At 71.7% G+C, this 13774-nt stretch carries 14 protein-coding genes; 5 read left to right on the plus strand and 9 right to left on the minus strand.

Annotated features, from left to right (window positions below):
* Positions 1-2: 2 nt before the first annotated feature.
* The 4 genes from mftD to mftA are packed head-to-tail and all read right to left on the minus strand — an operon-like array spanning position 3 to position 2966.
* Positions 3-1235 (minus strand): pre-mycofactocin synthase MftD, encoded by a 1233-nt coding sequence (gene mftD / locus AB0G32_RS13105; protein WP_361162122.1) that lies wholly within the window; start codon positions 1233-1235, stop codon positions 3-5.
* Between the two features lie 39 nt (positions 1236-1274).
* Complete coding sequence (gene mftC / locus AB0G32_RS13110; protein ID WP_361162124.1) at positions 1275-2492, minus strand: mycofactocin radical SAM maturase; 1218 nt, start codon at positions 2490-2492, stop codon at positions 1275-1277.
* Entirely contained in the window at positions 2489-2818 is a 330-nt protein-coding gene (gene mftB / locus AB0G32_RS13115) for a mycofactocin biosynthesis chaperone MftB (protein WP_361162126.1), read from the minus strand. The genes mftC and mftB overlap by 4 nt, the downstream gene beginning before the upstream one ends.
* Before the next feature lie 13 nt (positions 2819-2831).
* The gene (gene mftA / locus AB0G32_RS13120; protein WP_361162128.1) at positions 2832-2966 is read right to left on the minus strand and encodes a mycofactocin precursor MftA; all 135 of its coding nucleotides are present in this window, start codon (positions 2964-2966) and stop codon (positions 2832-2834) included.
* A 195-nt stretch (positions 2967-3161) separates the two neighbouring features.
* Between mftA and mftG the strand changes: the two genes are divergently transcribed.
* Entirely contained in the window at positions 3162-4739 is a 1578-nt protein-coding gene (gene mftG / locus AB0G32_RS13125) for a mycofactocin system GMC family oxidoreductase MftG (RefSeq protein ID WP_361162130.1), read from the plus strand.
* Between the two features lie 217 nt (positions 4740-4956).
* Complete coding sequence (locus AB0G32_RS13130) at positions 4957-6183, plus strand: FAD-dependent oxidoreductase (RefSeq protein WP_361162132.1); 1227 nt, start codon at positions 4957-4959, stop codon at positions 6181-6183.
* Positions 6184-6426: 243 nt separating this feature from the next.
* On the opposite strand, the gene AB0G32_RS13135 is transcribed toward AB0G32_RS13130, so the two are convergent.
* Genes AB0G32_RS13135 through AB0G32_RS13155 form a run of 5 tightly spaced genes read right to left on the minus strand, consistent with a single transcriptional unit; the run spans position 6427 to position 10710 of the window.
* A complete protein-coding gene (locus AB0G32_RS13135) occupies positions 6427-7653 on the minus strand; it encodes a CoA transferase (protein WP_361162134.1) in 1227 nt (408 codons plus the stop codon).
* Positions 7650-8798 carry a thiolase family protein gene (locus AB0G32_RS13140; protein WP_361162136.1) on the minus strand — a complete coding sequence of 383 codons (1149 nt, stop codon included), beginning with the start codon at positions 8796-8798 and terminating at the stop codon, positions 7650-7652. Before AB0G32_RS13140 ends, AB0G32_RS13135 begins: the two co-directional genes overlap by 4 nt.
* Positions 8799-8809: 11 nt before the next feature.
* Positions 8810-9202, minus strand: a complete 393-nt coding sequence (locus AB0G32_RS13145) for an OB-fold domain-containing protein (protein ID WP_361162138.1) — start codon at positions 9200-9202, stop codon at positions 8810-8812.
* Entirely contained in the window at positions 9203-9418 is a 216-nt protein-coding gene (locus AB0G32_RS13150) for a ferredoxin (RefSeq protein WP_361162139.1), read from the minus strand. It lies immediately after the preceding gene.
* Positions 9418-10710, minus strand: coding sequence for a cytochrome P450 (locus AB0G32_RS13155; RefSeq protein ID WP_361162141.1), 1293 nt, complete (start codon positions 10708-10710; stop codon positions 9418-9420). Before AB0G32_RS13155 ends, AB0G32_RS13150 begins: the two co-directional genes overlap by 1 nt.
* A 468-nt stretch (positions 10711-11178) precedes the next feature.
* Here AB0G32_RS13155 and AB0G32_RS13160 point away from each other — a divergent pair, with 468 nt between their 5' ends.
* The 3 genes from AB0G32_RS13160 (at position 11179) to AB0G32_RS13170 (ending at position 13774) form a co-directional block, all read left to right on the plus strand.
* Complete coding sequence (locus AB0G32_RS13160; RefSeq protein WP_361162143.1) at positions 11179-11421, plus strand: hypothetical protein; 243 nt, start codon at positions 11179-11181, stop codon at positions 11419-11421.
* Complete coding sequence (locus AB0G32_RS13165; protein WP_361162145.1) at positions 11418-12110, plus strand: cyclase family protein; 693 nt, start codon at positions 11418-11420, stop codon at positions 12108-12110. Before AB0G32_RS13160 ends, AB0G32_RS13165 begins: the two co-directional genes overlap by 4 nt.
* Positions 12111-12220: 110 nt before the next feature.
* Complete coding sequence (locus tag AB0G32_RS13170; RefSeq protein ID WP_361162146.1) at positions 12221-13774, plus strand: Re/Si-specific NAD(P)(+) transhydrogenase subunit alpha; 1554 nt, start codon at positions 12221-12223, stop codon at positions 13772-13774.

A 13774-nucleotide genomic window follows, 5' to 3' on the forward strand; every position in this document is an offset into this window, starting at 1 on the left:
GCTCAGGCGGTGGTGCTGAGCGCGCCCAGGGAAGCGGCGGCCGACGAGGACACCGGGGCGCCGCCGCCGAGAACGCGGGCGAATCCGTCCGGGACGACCAGGTCGTCGGGGTCGAGACCGTCCACGGACGCGTGGCCCAGGCCGAGGACCGCGGAGTCCAGACCGCCGCGCAGGATGTCGAGGACGTTCTCCACGCCGGCCTGACCGTTCGCCGCGAGCCCCCAGAGGTACGCGCGTCCGATCAGCACCGCCCGGGCGCCGAGGGCGAGGGCCTTGGCCACGTCACCGCCCCTGCGTACCCCGCCGTCCAGCAATACCTCGATCTCGTCTCCGACGGCCTCGGCGACGGACGGCAGGATGCGGATGGTCGCGGGTGTGGTGTCGAGGTTGTTGCCGCCGTGGTTGGAGACGGAGATCGCGGTGACGCCGGCGTCGACCGCGCGGCGGGCGTCGTCCACCCGGCTCACGCCCTTGAGGAGGAACGGGCCGTCCCACTCCCGCACCAGCCAGCTCACGTCCTCCCAGGTCGGCGGGGTGGTCTGCATCCACTCGCCGTAGGCACCGAAGAAGGTGGGGGCCTGCTCCCCGGGTGGCGTGAGGTTGGGGGTGGTGAGGTCCGGGATGCGGCCGGTGCGGGCGAAGGTCCACAGCCAGCCCGGGTGCGGCAGCACACCGGGGGCGAGCTTGACCATGGTGCGCAGATCGACCTTGTCGGGGATGAAGGGGCTGCCCCAGTCGCGGCCGTGGGAGAAGGACCAGTCGAGGGTGAGGATCAGCGCCTTGGCGCCGGCGGCCTTCGCCCTCTGCATGCGCTGGACCATGACGTCCCGGGTGCCGGACCAGTAGAGCTGGAAGGCGGTGTCGGGGTTGGCCGCGGTGACCTCCTCCACCGGCTTGCTGGCGAAGGAACTGAGTCCCATCGGGATGCCCCGCGCGGCCGCCGCGCGGGCCACGGCGACCTCCCCGTCGGGGTGCACCGCCTGTACGCCGGTGGGGGAGATCACGACCGGGAACGCGGCCTTCATGCCCAGCACCGTGGTGGACAGGTCGCGCTCGGCGTGATGTCCCACCACGCGGGGAGCGAAGCCGAGTTCGGCGAAGGCGGCCAGGTTGTCGTCGATCGTGCGGCCCCGCTCGGAACCCGCGACGAGGGCACCGTAGACCATCTTGGGAAGGTACTTCTTGGCTCGCCGCTGGGCCTCGGCGACCGTTTCGAACCAGGCGTTCCTGCTCATGGGTTTCGCTTTCTCGGTGTGCGGGTGGGGACGGAGGCGTCAGGCCGGCCGCAGACCCGCGACGGGCGACTCGTCGCAGAGGCTGACGGGCATGGCCGCCGGGCTGGGCCGCCTGCTCAGCGTCAGGGGGACCGGACCCGGGCGGGCGGCCGGAGCGGTGCGGTGGCTGTGGTCGCCCGACGGCTTGGGGACGCTCGTCCGGGCTGCCAGCAACGGCTCGGCGTGACCCTGGACGCACTCGGGGTCGGGGCCGTCCAGCGGCAGCCCGGTGAAGAACTTGGCGGCCATGCAGCCGCCCTTGCAACTGTCGTAGAAGGAGCAGGAAGTGCAGGCCGACGCACCCTGCGGGGCACGCAGTTCGCGGAACAGTTCCGAGTGGCGCCACACACCGGTGAAACCGCCGCCGGCGCGGACACTGCCGGCGCGGAACGCGTCGTGGATCGCGAAGGGGCACGCGTAGACGTCGCCCACCGGGTCGATGAGGCACACCACGCGTCCCGCGCCGCACAGGTTCAGGCCCGGCAGAGCCGCTCCGAACGCCGACAGGTGGAAGAAGGAGTCACCGGTCAGCACCCGGTCGCCGTTGGCCATCAGCCAGTCGTAGAGGACGCGTTGCTGCTCGGGCAGCGGGTGCAGGTCGTCCCAGACGTCGGCGCCGCGCCCCGAGGGCCGCAGCCGGGTCAGCCGGAGCTGCGCCCCGTACTCGTCGGCGATCTCCTTGAACCGGTCGAGCTGGGCGATGTTGTGCCGGGTGCACACCACGGAGAGCTTGGCGCCCCGCAGGCCGGCGTCCGCCAGGTTCCTCAGCGCCCGCACGGCGGTGTCGAACGAGCCCTTGCCGCGTACGGCGTCGTTGACCTCGGCGGTCGCGCCGTCGAGGGACACCTGCACGTCGACGTAGGTGTTCGCCGCCAGCCTGCGTGCCACGGCGGGGGTGATGCGGATGCCGTTCGTGGAGAACTTGACGCCGACGTGGTGCTCGGTCGCGTAGTCCAGCAGTTCGAAGAAGTCGGGGCGGACGGTGGGTTCGCCGCCGCCGATGTTGACGTAGAAGACCTGCATGGCCTCCAGTTCGTCGATCACGGCCTTGGCCTCGTCGGTGGACAGCTCACGCGGGTCGCGCCGCCCGGAACTGGACAGGCAGTGGGTGCACGCCAGGTTGCAGGCGTAGGTGAGTTCCCAGGTCAGACAGATGGGGGAGTCGAGCCCCTGCTCGAACAGATCCGTCAGACGCGGGGCCGTCGTCGGTGGGGTCATGCGGTCACGGTCCTTTCCACCAGCATCGCCGAGCGGGCCAGTGCGGCGAGCGCCCGTGCGTAGCGGGGGAGTTGCGGCTCGGGCACTCCGGCCGTGAGGCAGGCGGCCCGGGCACAGGGAGCGGAGTCCAGGGCGCGGACCACGTCGAGCAGGCGCCGTTCCTTGAGGAAGGTCAGCTGTCGCGTCCCGAAGTGGTACAGGAGGGCCCCGAACGGTTCGGGGCGGACGGACACCTGGGGGTGCAGTCCCCAGGCCGAGTCGAGGTCCAGCCCGGGGCCGGCGGCCGGGGCAGGAGCCGCCGGCGGCTCCTGCGGGGTGTCAGACATGGGAGCTTCCTGATCAGTAGACGCCGCACATGCCGTCGATCGAGATCTCCTCGATGAGGTCGTCGGTCTCGACCAGCCCGTCCGCGGGGTCCGGGGCGGAGGTGTCGGCGCTCTGGTGGTGGAGGTCTGCGGTGGCGTTCTGGTCCACGGTGTTCTCCTGTCGTCCGGGCCGGGGCCCGGCGCGTCCGCGGCGAGGCGGAAGCCCGTCGAGCACTGGCGCTCTAGCGTGCGGTCACAGTATTGGCATGCGATGCCAAAAAGCTAGAGTCCGTCGCGAGGTGATGGCCGCGACCTCCTCGTGGGGCTTGCGCGGGGACCGCGGGCGGCCTTTGATCTCATGGAGATGAACTCCCGACGCACTCGTTCCCCCGGGGCCGCGCCCCTTGGCACCGCCACGCCCGATGCGGTCGTGGTCGGGGCGGGCGCGGCGGGCGCCGCACTCGCCGCCCGGCTCAGCGAGGATCCGGACCGTCAGGTCCTGCTGCTGGAGGCGGGACCGGCCCACCGGAGCGAGGCCGACTTCGGCCCCGCCCTCCTCGACGCACGGCTGGTGCCGGGGGCCCGTACGGGCCATCCGGCGGTCGACCTCTGGCCTGCCCGCCTTACCCCGGAGCGTCCCTGGGCAGTGCCCCGCGGCCGGGTGGCCGGCGGCTCGACCACGGTCAACGGCGGCTACTTCGTGCGGGCCCGGCGCGCGGACTTCGACCGGTGGTCGGCCGCGGGCAGTCCCGCCTGGGCGTGGGAGCGGGTACTGCCCTTCCTGCGCGCGCTGGAGACCGACCTGGACCACGGCGACAGCGCGGTCCACGGCGGGTCGGGACCCGTCCGGGTGTGCCGCAGCCGTCTGACGCATCCCGCGGAGAAGGCGTTCCTGGACGCCGCTCTCGCCGTCGGGCACGTCGCCGACCCCGACAAGAACGATCAGGCGTCGGCGGGTGTCGGTCCCGTTCCGTCGAACGCGGTGGACGGTGTCCGGCGCAACGCGGCGCTGTCCTACCTGACCGGCGAGGTGCTGGCTCGGCCCAATCTCCGGGTGGTCGGTGACTGCCGTGTCCTGCGGATCCTCTTCGCGGGCAGGCGGGCCACCGGTGTGCTGGTGGAGTACCGGGGGCACCGCACGGCGGTCGATGCCGGGACGGTCGTCGTCAGCGCCGGCGCGCTGGCCTCGGCGAAGCTGCTCCAGCTCTCCGGCGTCGGCCCCCGTGCGGACCTGGAGCGGCTCGGCATCCCGCTCGTGCGCGATGCCCCCGCAGTGGGGGCCGGATTCAGCGACCACCCGCAGATCATCCTGGAATGCGGCACCCAGGACGACTGGGGCGAGCCGGCGGACAACTGGATGGGGTCCTGCCTGCACCTCGAACTGGGCGGCGGACTGGGCCAGGTGGAGGTGCTGCAGTCGCTGGTACCGGTCGCGGGACTCGTGCGCGGCGAGGTGCGCGTGCCGTGCGCGCCCATGGCCTTCCTGGTCTCGGCGCTGGCGCCGCGCCCGACCGGAAGGGTGCTGGTGAAGTCGGCCGATCCGGACGTGGCACCGGTGGTCGAGCACGGATACCTGGGTACGCCGTCCGACCGGGCCCGTCTGCGCGGCGCCGTCCGCGCCGCGGTCGAGGTGCTTGCCGCGTCGGCCTTCGTGGAGGTGGGGAGCCCGGCCCCCGTCGTGGCGCCCGCGGTGCTGAAGGACGACCGGGCCCTCGACGCCTGGATACGTGATGCGCTCGGCACGTCGCAGCACACGTGCGGCACGGTTCCCATGGGACCCGAGGGCAGTCCCGGGGCCGTCGTGGACGAGTTCGGCCGGGTGCACGGGCTGAATGGGCTCGTCGTGGCCGACACCTCCATCCTCCCGGACGCTCCGCAGCGCGGCCCTGCGGCCACCGCGGTCCTTGTCGGGGAGATCGTCGCGGACGCGCTGCGTCACTGAACCCCGGTCGCCGTCCGATGTCCGGTCGCGGCGGGCGGGGCGCCCTTCGCGGAGGCCGGCGGGCCGCGCTGCCATTGACACCTGTCGCGGCGGCTATCAGGATAACGCTGTTGCGTTGTACGGCTCCCTCGTTCGTTTCAATGAGAGGGCAGAGCGAGCCGGCCGAGCCCGTGACGCTCACACATCCCACCTCCACCGACAGAGAAGGACCTGGACGATGGCCGAAGCCGTGGCCCGCCACGTCGTCATAGTCGGCGCCTCGCTCGCCGGGACCCGAACCGCGCAGAGCCTCCGGGCGCTCGGTCACCCCGGCCCCGTCACACTCATCGGCGCCGAGGACGAACTCCCCTACGACCGCCCGCCGCTGTCCAAGAAACTCCTGCTGCAGGAGTGGGCGGACACCTCCGTGGAGGAGATCCGGCTGGCCGGCGAGTCGGAACTGACCGAACTGGGCGTCCAGCTGCGGCTGGGAAATGCGGCCGTGGGCCTCGATCCCGACGCCGGGCTGGTGCGGCTCGCCGATGGCACGAGCGTCGAATACGACGTACTCGTCATCGCCACCGGCGCCGAGGCCCGCCCCTCACCGTGGAAACCCCGGTCCGGTGTGTTCCAGCTCAGGACGCTGGACGACTCGCGCTCCATCGCCGGGCGGCTCGCACTCGGTGAGCCGGTCGTCGTCGTGGGCGGCGGTTTCATCGGTACCGAGATCGCCGCCGCGGCGCGGGCACGGCGCTGCGAGGTCACGGTCGTCGACCCCCTGGCCGAGCCGATGGCCCGGCTCGTCGGCCCGGAGATCGCGGGCAGCTTGGTCGACCTGCACGTGCGCAACGGTGTGAAGACCCGCTTCGGGGCCGGTGTCGTCGGCATCGAGGGCGAGGCAGGCGACCTCACGGTCGAACTCGACGACGGAGAAAGGCTCGTGGCGTCGACCGTGGTGGTCGGGATCGGATCGGTTCCGTCGACGGGGTGGCTCGAGTCGTCCGGCCTGCGGCTCGACAACGGGGTGCTGACCGACAGGTTCCTGCGCGCCCTCGGACACGACGACATCTTCGCCCTCGGGGACGTCGCACGCTGGCCCCATCCCGGCCGGGGTGTCGACGTGCGCGCCGAACACTGGACCAACGCCGGCGACCAGGCGCGGTACGTCGCCGCCGCCGTCACGGGGGCGGTGAGCGAGCCGTACACGTCCACCGACTACGTCTGGTCGGACCAGTACGACTGGAAGGTGAACGCCTTCGGCTGGCGTGCCCCCGAGGGCCGTTCGGACGTCGTCGGCGACCTGGAGACCGACGGCCGCGTGGCCGTCGTGCACGCGGGCGTGGACGGGGCGCTGTGCGGCGCCGTGACGGTGAACTGGGTGCGGGCGCTCAACCAGGTACGACGCCTGAGCGCGTCCGGGGCATCGGCCGCGCAGGCGGTGGAGGCGATCCGCCGGCTGCCCTGAGCGCGCGGGCGGGGGCGTGCCGACGCCGGGGCTCCCTTGCGGGTCCCGGCGTCGCCGTGTGTCCGGCCGCCCCGGCGGACCCGCGGTGCTCCTTGCGCACACCGGATCGTCGCCCCGGTGGACCTGGGGCCGGACTTCGAATGCGCGCATGGCTGGAGGCCCGGATGCGCGCACGGCTGGAGGCCCGGACAGGAACTCCTGTCCGGGCCTCCAGCCGTGCGCGGGCCGTCTCGCCGGACCGGCCTAGGCCACCGGCTCACCGGCCGGCGCGATGACGACGCCCTCGGCGATCAGCTCGTCGACCTCGGACCGGGACAGCCCCAGCTCCCCGACGAGGATGTCGAAGGTGTCCTGGCCGAGCGCCGGCGGGTAGACCGGCTCGACCTCTGCGGTGTCCACGAAGCGGATCGGCGCGGCGACGTTCTCGAAGGACACGTGGCCGTTCTTCACCTCGACGAGGCTTCCGTCGCCCGCCGCCCGCGCGTCGGCGAGGGCTTCGAGGACGTTCTTCACCGGTGCCACGGGCACCGACGCCGCGGCGAGAAGCTCGACCCACTCGGCGGCGGGGCGCTCGGCGAAGCGCGGCTCCAGGATCGCCCAGAGCGACTCCTTGTTCCGGAGCCTGGCCGCCGCGTCGACGTACCGCTCGTCGGTGACCAGCCCGTCGAGACCGAGGACCCGGCACAGCCCCTCCCACATCCGGGGAGTGTTCGCGGTGACCACCAGCTCACGGCCGTCGCCCGCCCGGAAGGACCGGTAGGTGGCGATGGAGTCGTGACCGGCGCCCTGCGGACCGGGGGCGGAGTCCCGCAGGTAGGCGTACAGCGCCTGGTAGGACAGCATGGCGAGCTGACCGCGCAGCATGGAGACGTCGACGACGCGGCCACGCCCCGTCTCCTGGCGGGCCTGGAGCGCGGCCAGCAGACCGATCACGGCGAACAGGCCGGCCACGACGTCACCGGCGGGTATGCCGAGCCGCGCGGAGGGGGCTCCCGGATGGCCGTTGATGCTCATCACGCCGCTGAGCGCCTGGACCACCATGTCGTAGGCGGGCCGGTCGCGCATCGGGCCCTCCTGTCCGAACCCGCTGATCGAGGCCCACACCAGGGAGGGATGCTCCGCGACCACGTCCTCGGGGGAGATGCCCAGCCGGGCGGTGACGCCCGGCCGGAAGTTCTCCACGACCACGTCGGCACCGGCCACGAGGCGCATCAGCACCTCGCGCCCCCGCGGCGACTTCAGATCGAGCGCGATGCTGCGCTTGTTCCGGTTGTTGGCGAGGTAGTAGGCGCAGTCCCCGTCGAGCTCCGGTCCGACGATCGCCCGGCTCGAATCCCCCTGGAAGGACTCGATCTTGACGATGTCGGCGCCGAGGTCGCCCAGGAGCTGGGTCGCCGACGGCCCGGACAGGAAGGTCGTCAGGTCGATGACCCGCAGCCCCTCCAGGGGCGGCCGTTCCATGGTCGTCATGCCGCCTCGAAGATGTGGACGGTGCAGGCGCCGTGGTCCAGGCCCGCGGTGCCTCCGCCGGTGACGTGGGTCATCGCCCAGCGCGCGTCGTCGACCTGACGCGCTCCCGCCCGGCCGCCGAGCTGCCAGAACGCCTCGGCGATCTGTGCGACGCCGCTGGCGCCGACCGGGTGGCCCTTGGCGAGCAGTCCACCGCTGGGATTCACCACCACGTCGCCGCCGAAGGTGGTCCTGCCCTCTCGCAGGAGTGTCGTCGCGCTGTACTTCCCGGTGAGTCCGAAGGCCTCGTAGTAGACGAGTTCGGCGATCGAGAACGCGTCGTGGAGCTCGATCATGTCGAGGTCGTCGGGGCCGATGCCGGCCTGCGCGTACGCGTCGCGCGCCGACTCGTAGGAGATCTCCGGCTTCGTCATGTCCCGGAACCCCTCGGCCACTTGGCCCGAGTGCAGCACCGAGGCAGCCACCCGCATCCCGTTCGGGGTGCCCAGCCGCGCACGGGCGCGCTCGGAGGCCAGCACCACGACCGCGGCGCCGTCCCCCGTCGGGCAGCACATGAGCAGGGTGAAGGGATCGGCGACCGGACGGGCGGCGAGCACCTCCTCGACCGTCACCTCCTTGCGGAACTGCGCGAAGGGGTTGAGCGCGCCGTGCCTGCGTGCCTTGACGCTGACGCGTGCGAGGTCCTCGGCGGTGGCGTCGTTCTCGTACAGGTAGCGCGTGGCCCGCATCGCGTAGACGGCCGGCATGACCAGCCCCTGCTTGACCTCGCGGTCCTCGGGGGACAGCGGCAGCGTGCCGCCGCCGAACTGGGTCAGCTTCTCGACACCGATGACGACGGCCACGTCGATCAGGCCCTGCGCGATGGCCGTGTACGCCTCGTGCACCGCGGTCGCGCCGGAGGAGCAGGCGTTGTCGACGTTCACGGTCGGGACCGTGCCGAGGCCGATCTCCTTCGTGATGCGCTGACCGGTCATCATGCCGCCGTAGGAATGGCCCACGTAGACGGCGTCGACGTCCGGCTTCTCGATGCCGGCGTCTCGCAGCGCGTCGACGAGCGGGGACACGGCCAGTCCGACGTAGGACGAGCCGCGGTGCTTGCCGAAGGGGATCATCGCCGCCGAGACGACGAACACGTTGTCACTCATGAGTCTCCTCCTCACTCGCCGGTCACGGGCGTGAAGTACCAGGCGTCGCCGTCCGTGCCGAGCCGCACGCGCCCGTCGGGGCGCAGGGGTTCGGACGTCTCGCGCAGGTCCGCGAGGGTGCGGACCCCGTTGTCGAGGTCGACGTATCCGAGGGAGCGCGGACCGTCGCCGCCGACGTGCAGGCGGGTGAACGTGTAGAGGACGCCCGTCGTCGGCAGCGCGACGCGGGACACGTCCCGGCTCACGCACGTGCTGCAGACCACGCGCGTCCCGATCATCGTCGCGCCGCAGCCGCCGCAGGCGGTGCCCACCAGGCGGGGGCCCTCCGGGAACTCACCGAGGAGGCCGTCGCTCTCCAGGTCCGCGACGGTCGCGGAGACCGTCGCCTCGGTACTGGCCGTCATCTAAGCCTCTCCCTGGCCGGCAGCACCGGCGTTGCGGGCGATGGACCGGGTGGGGCACACGGTCATCGCCATCTGGATCTTGTCCTCGCTGTCGCCGTGGTCGTCGACGACGACGGCGATGCTCATGTCGTCGAGGTCGAACGTGCCGGGCGCGTAGAACGTGCACTGCCCCGACCCCATGCAGCGGTCGCGGTCGATCGTGAGATCCCCGGCCATCAGCGGCCCTCCCGCTGGACGAAGGTGAGGTGGAGGTGGTTGTGCCCGCGGAACTTGTAGCTCTCCATGAGGTCCCAGTGCCGGTCGCCGGCCGGGCCGTGGTGCTTCTCGGAGATGCCGATGCTCGCGGTGCGCTCCAGCAGCCGGGTGATCGAGAAGACGGCTTCCGCGCGCGCCAGCGGGGCTCCCGGGCAGGTGTGGATGCCGCGGCCGAAGGCCAGGTGCTGACGGGAGTTCGGCCGGGTGACGTCGAACTCGGCCGGGTTGTCGAAGACCCGTGCGTCGCGGCCGGCCGCGCCGTGCAGCAGCATGACGACCGTGCCGGGCGCGAGGTCCAGACCGCCGATGCTGGTGGCCACCTTGGTCAGCCGGAAGGAGCCCCTGATGGGTGCCTCGACGCGCAGGGTCTCCTCGATGAACTTGGGGACCAGCGCGGGTTCACGGCGCAGCCGCTCCTGCAGCTCCGGGTCCTCGGCGATGCGCGCCAGCGAGATGCCCAGCAGCTGGACGGTGGTCTCGTTGCCGGCGGCGAAGAGGTTGGCGGCGATCCGGGCGACCTGGATCGGCTCGGGCAGCGTCCCGTCGGGGAAGGTGGCCACGGCCATGCCGGTGAGGATGTCGTTGGCGGGGACGGCCCGCCGCTCCTCGATCTTCTGGACGAAGTAGTCGTAGAGCCGCTCCAGGGTGTTGCCGTGGGCGGTCTGGAGCTTGAGGTTGCCGAGTACGGGGCCGGGGCGGGTGGCCAGGAGTTCGATGAGCATGGGGTGGTCGGACACGGGGACGCCGAGGAGGTCGGCGACGGCGAGCACCGCGTAGCGCTTGCTGTAGTCCCAGATGTAGTCGCAGCCCCCAGCGGGAAGCAGTTCGTCGAGGAACCGGTCGGCCGTGGCCTTGAGGAAGTCCTCGTTCTCCTTGAGGCGCTTGGGGGTGATGAGTCCCATCAGGAGGGCGCGGTGATCGGTGTGCATCGGCGGGTCGAACGTCACGATCTGGTCGTTCGTCGGGAAGTACCGCCGGTGCTGTTCGAGGAGATCCGTCAGGTCGTCGCCGGCCAGCTCCACCGGGAGGTCCACGACGGGCCCGCCGGTGCGGTTGATGGAGGAGTAGACCTCGGGCTGGTGGTAGACCTGCAGCGCCTCTTCGTAGCCGGTGACGATGACGACGCCGTACTTGTCCTCCCGCCAGACCGGATGGTTGGCGAGCATGTGGTCGAAATACGGTGCCGAGTCCGCCGCCACTGATGCGTCGGTGAAGAAGTCGATCTCCGTCGGGTCGATGTCCACGGTGCTCATCCGCACCCCTTTCCCTCAGTGCGCCTCCGGCTCTGTCGAGGAGCCTTGACGGCTCTGAAAACCGGTCTGGTGCGGCGTATGAATGCGTTTCGTTTTACCGAACAGTCGTACTGTTATGCGCTAGCCATAGGATGAAGCTCTCCAGATGGCGCGTCAAGGAGTCGACCGGGAATCCACTGCTCCGATGGTGCGCGACGAGCCATTGACAGCGGCTTCGGGCGCGGAGCAGAATCCTTGCGGTGTTGCGTTGAAGAGCTCACTTGTTCTGTTCTGGGTGAACGAGGATGGACATAGTGGCCCCCCGACAGTTCCGGGCGCCGACGTCGTGGCGACCACGGCGGTCCGGCCGACCGGCGTCCCGGGCGGACCGGTACACGCCACGAGGCCGGCGGTGTCCCCAGCCCGCGTGTGAGCCGCACGCCGCAATCCGACTCGACAGCCAGTCCTGGCAGACATGGAGTGACCCGGATGACCGACGACCTCGGACCCGACCCGCTCGCCCCCTGGGAGCGGGAGATCGCGGACGCGCACGCCGCCGCCCGGCACACCGCGGGGGTCCAGTGCCGCGGTTCCGTGGCACTCATCGACGAGGCGGCCAGGCTGCGCGGCGCCGCCCAGGTCCGCCTCGGCCGGGCCGTCTCACTGGAGCGGGAGGTCGAGACTGGCAGCGCCTCGGCAACGCGGAACTCCCCGACGGCCACGGCGACGTGAGCCTCAAGGTCCAGGTCGGCCTGTACGGACGCCACGCCCACGGCGGCGAGGTCATCACCTACGACCCGCACGGAGTGCACAACACCCACCTCGACGGACTCGCCCACATCGGGGCGGACGGCGGGTGGCACGGGCCCGTTCCCGCCGCCGCCTCGGAGACCGACGAGGACACGATCGTGAACTGGGCGCAGCACGGCATCGCCACGCGCGGTGTCCTGCTCGACGTCACGGCGGCCCGGGGCGTGGACTGGATCCCCGCCGAGGAGCCCGTCACGGGTGCCGACCTCGACGCCGCCCTCGCCGCCACCGGGGTCACCCTGGAGCCGGGCGACGCGCTGATCGTCTATCAGGGGCGCGACCGCTACGAGGCCGCCGGGAATGTGTACCCGAGTGGCGCGGCCGCCGTGCGCCGGCCCGGCATCGGGCAGGACGGCGCGCGGTGGCTCGCCGCCCAGGACCTGGGACTCGTGCTGTGGGACTTCCACGACGCCCGCGACAACCCCGGGGGACGGCTGGAGGTCCACGGCCTCATCTACTCGATCGGACTCGCGCTGATCGACAACTGCCTTCTCGGGCCCGCCGTTTCCACACTGAAGGACGCGGGTATTTCTACCGGTCTGCTGGTGGCGGCCCCGCCAGCGATTCACCGTTCGACGGGTGTACTCGTCAACCCGCTCCTGCTCTACTGATCAAACCTCCGAGTCACGTCTGATGCCGGCCGGGACAACTCGGCCGGCATCAAGGCATGCCGTGTTGCACCCCCGCGTACAGCGGGCCACGTTCCGAAGGAGTTACTCGCATGATTGTCGGAGTGCCCCGCGAGCCCGCCGGGGAGACCCGGGTGGCCGCCACACCCGCGACCGTACGTCAGCTCATCGCCCTCGGCTACGACGTGGTGATCGAGGCAGGGGCCGGCGCGCTCTCCTCGTTCTCCGACGCCGCCTTCACCGAGGCGGGCGCCGCCGTCGGCACCGCCGACCACGCCTGGGACGCGGACCTGGTCCTGCGGGTGAGCGGACCCGTCACCGGGGACATCGACCGTCCCAAGGACGGCGCGTACCTGATCAGCACCCTGGCACCGGCGGTCAACCCGGAGCTCGTCGACGCCCTGGCCGAGCGGGACATCACGGTCCTCGCCATGGACGCCGTTCCGCGGATCAGCCGCGCGCAGTCGCTCGACGTGCTGTCGAGCATGGCGAACATCGCCGGGTACCGCGCGGTCGTGGAGGCCGCCCACGAGTTCGGCCGCTTCTTCACCGGCCAGGTCACCGCGGCCGGCAAGGTCCCCCCGGCCAAGGTCCTGGTTGCCGGGGCGGGAGTGGCGGGCCTGGCCGCGATCGGTGCCGCCGCCAGCCTGGGCGCCGTCGTACGGGCCACGGACCCCCGGCCGGAGGTGGCCGACCAGGTGAAGTCCCTCGGCGGGGAGTACCTCCCGGTGGTCGTGGACGAGCAGGCCCAGCAGTCGTCGGACGGCTACGCCAAGGCGACCTCCGAGACCTACAACGAGGCCGCGGCCAGGCTCTACACCGACCAGGCCGCCGACGTCGACATCGTCATCACCACCGCCCTCGTCCCGGGCCGGGCGGCACCCCGGCTCCTCACGGCCGCGGACGTCGCCTCGATGAAGCCCGGGTCGGTCATCGTGGACATGGCCGCGGGGCAGGGCGGCAACGTCGAGAACAGCGTGGCCGGCAAGCGGATCGTCACCGAGAACGGGGTGACCGTCCTCGGCTACACCGACCTCGCGGGCCGGCTGCCCACCCAGGCCAGCCAGCTCTACGGCACCAACCTCGTCAACCTGCTCAAGCTCCTCACCCCCGGCAAGGACGGCGTCGCCGTCCTGGACCTGGAGGACCCCGTCCAGCGCGGCATCACCGTCGTCCGCTCCACCGGCGACGGACGCGGCGAGAAGCTGTGGCCCCCACCGCCGGTCAGCACCAGCGCGGCGCCGGTGCGGACCCCGGCCCCCGAGGCCCGGCCCGAGCCGGAACCGCGCGCTGCGATGTCGGCGGCCGCGAAGACCGCGCTCGTCCTCACCGGTGTCGCACTGCTCTGGCTGGTGATCGCGTTCGCGCCGGCGCCCCTTCCGGCGGACTTCACCGTCCTCACCCTGGCCGTGGTCGTCGGCTACTACGTCATCGGCAAGGTCCACCACGCCCTGCACACCCCCTTGATGAGCGTCACCAACGCCATCTCCGGTGTCATCGTCGTCGGCGCGCTGCTCCAGGCAGGGCTGGATCTGCCGCTGGTCCAGGTCCTGGCGGGCGCGGCCACCCTGCTCGCCGCGATCAACATCTTCGGCGGCTTCGCGGTGACCCGCCGCATGCTCGCCATGTTCAGCAAGGGGAACTGA

It is taken from the genome of Streptomyces sp. NPDC023723, from assembly GCF_040639815.1.
In the GTDB taxonomy this organism is placed as follows: domain Bacteria; phylum Actinomycetota; class Actinomycetes; order Streptomycetales; family Streptomycetaceae; genus Streptomyces.

Coding starts and splice junctions, on each gene's coding strand:
- mftD (WP_361162122.1), bottom strand. CDS start 1,235: ATGAGCAGGAACGCCTGGTTCGAAACGGTCGCCGAGGCCCAGCGGCGA.
- mftC (WP_361162124.1), bottom strand. CDS start 2,492: ATGACCCCACCGACGACGGCCCCGCGTCTGACGGATCTGTTCGAGCAG.
- mftB (WP_361162126.1), bottom strand. CDS start 2,818: ATGTCTGACACCCCGCAGGAGCCGCCGGCGGCTCCTGCCCCGGCCGCC.
- mftG (WP_361162130.1), top strand. CDS start 3,162: ATGAACTCCCGACGCACTCGTTCCCCCGGGGCCGCGCCCCTTGGCACC.
- AB0G32_RS13130 (WP_361162132.1), top strand. CDS start 4,957: ATGGCCGAAGCCGTGGCCCGCCACGTCGTCATAGTCGGCGCCTCGCTC.
- AB0G32_RS13135 (WP_361162134.1), bottom strand. CDS start 7,653: ATGACGACCATGGAACGGCCGCCCCTGGAGGGGCTGCGGGTCATCGAC.
- AB0G32_RS13140 (WP_361162136.1), bottom strand. CDS start 8,798: ATGAGTGACAACGTGTTCGTCGTCTCGGCGGCGATGATCCCCTTCGGC.
- AB0G32_RS13145 (WP_361162138.1), bottom strand. CDS start 9,202: ATGACGGCCAGTACCGAGGCGACGGTCTCCGCGACCGTCGCGGACCTG.
- AB0G32_RS13150 (WP_361162139.1), bottom strand. CDS start 9,418: ATGGCCGGGGATCTCACGATCGACCGCGACCGCTGCATGGGGTCGGGG.
- AB0G32_RS13155 (WP_361162141.1), bottom strand. CDS start 10,710: ATGAGCACCGTGGACATCGACCCGACGGAGATCGACTTCTTCACCGAC.
- AB0G32_RS13160 (WP_361162143.1), top strand. CDS start 11,179: ATGACCGACGACCTCGGACCCGACCCGCTCGCCCCCTGGGAGCGGGAG.
- AB0G32_RS13170 (WP_361162146.1), top strand. CDS start 12,221: ATGATTGTCGGAGTGCCCCGCGAGCCCGCCGGGGAGACCCGGGTGGCC.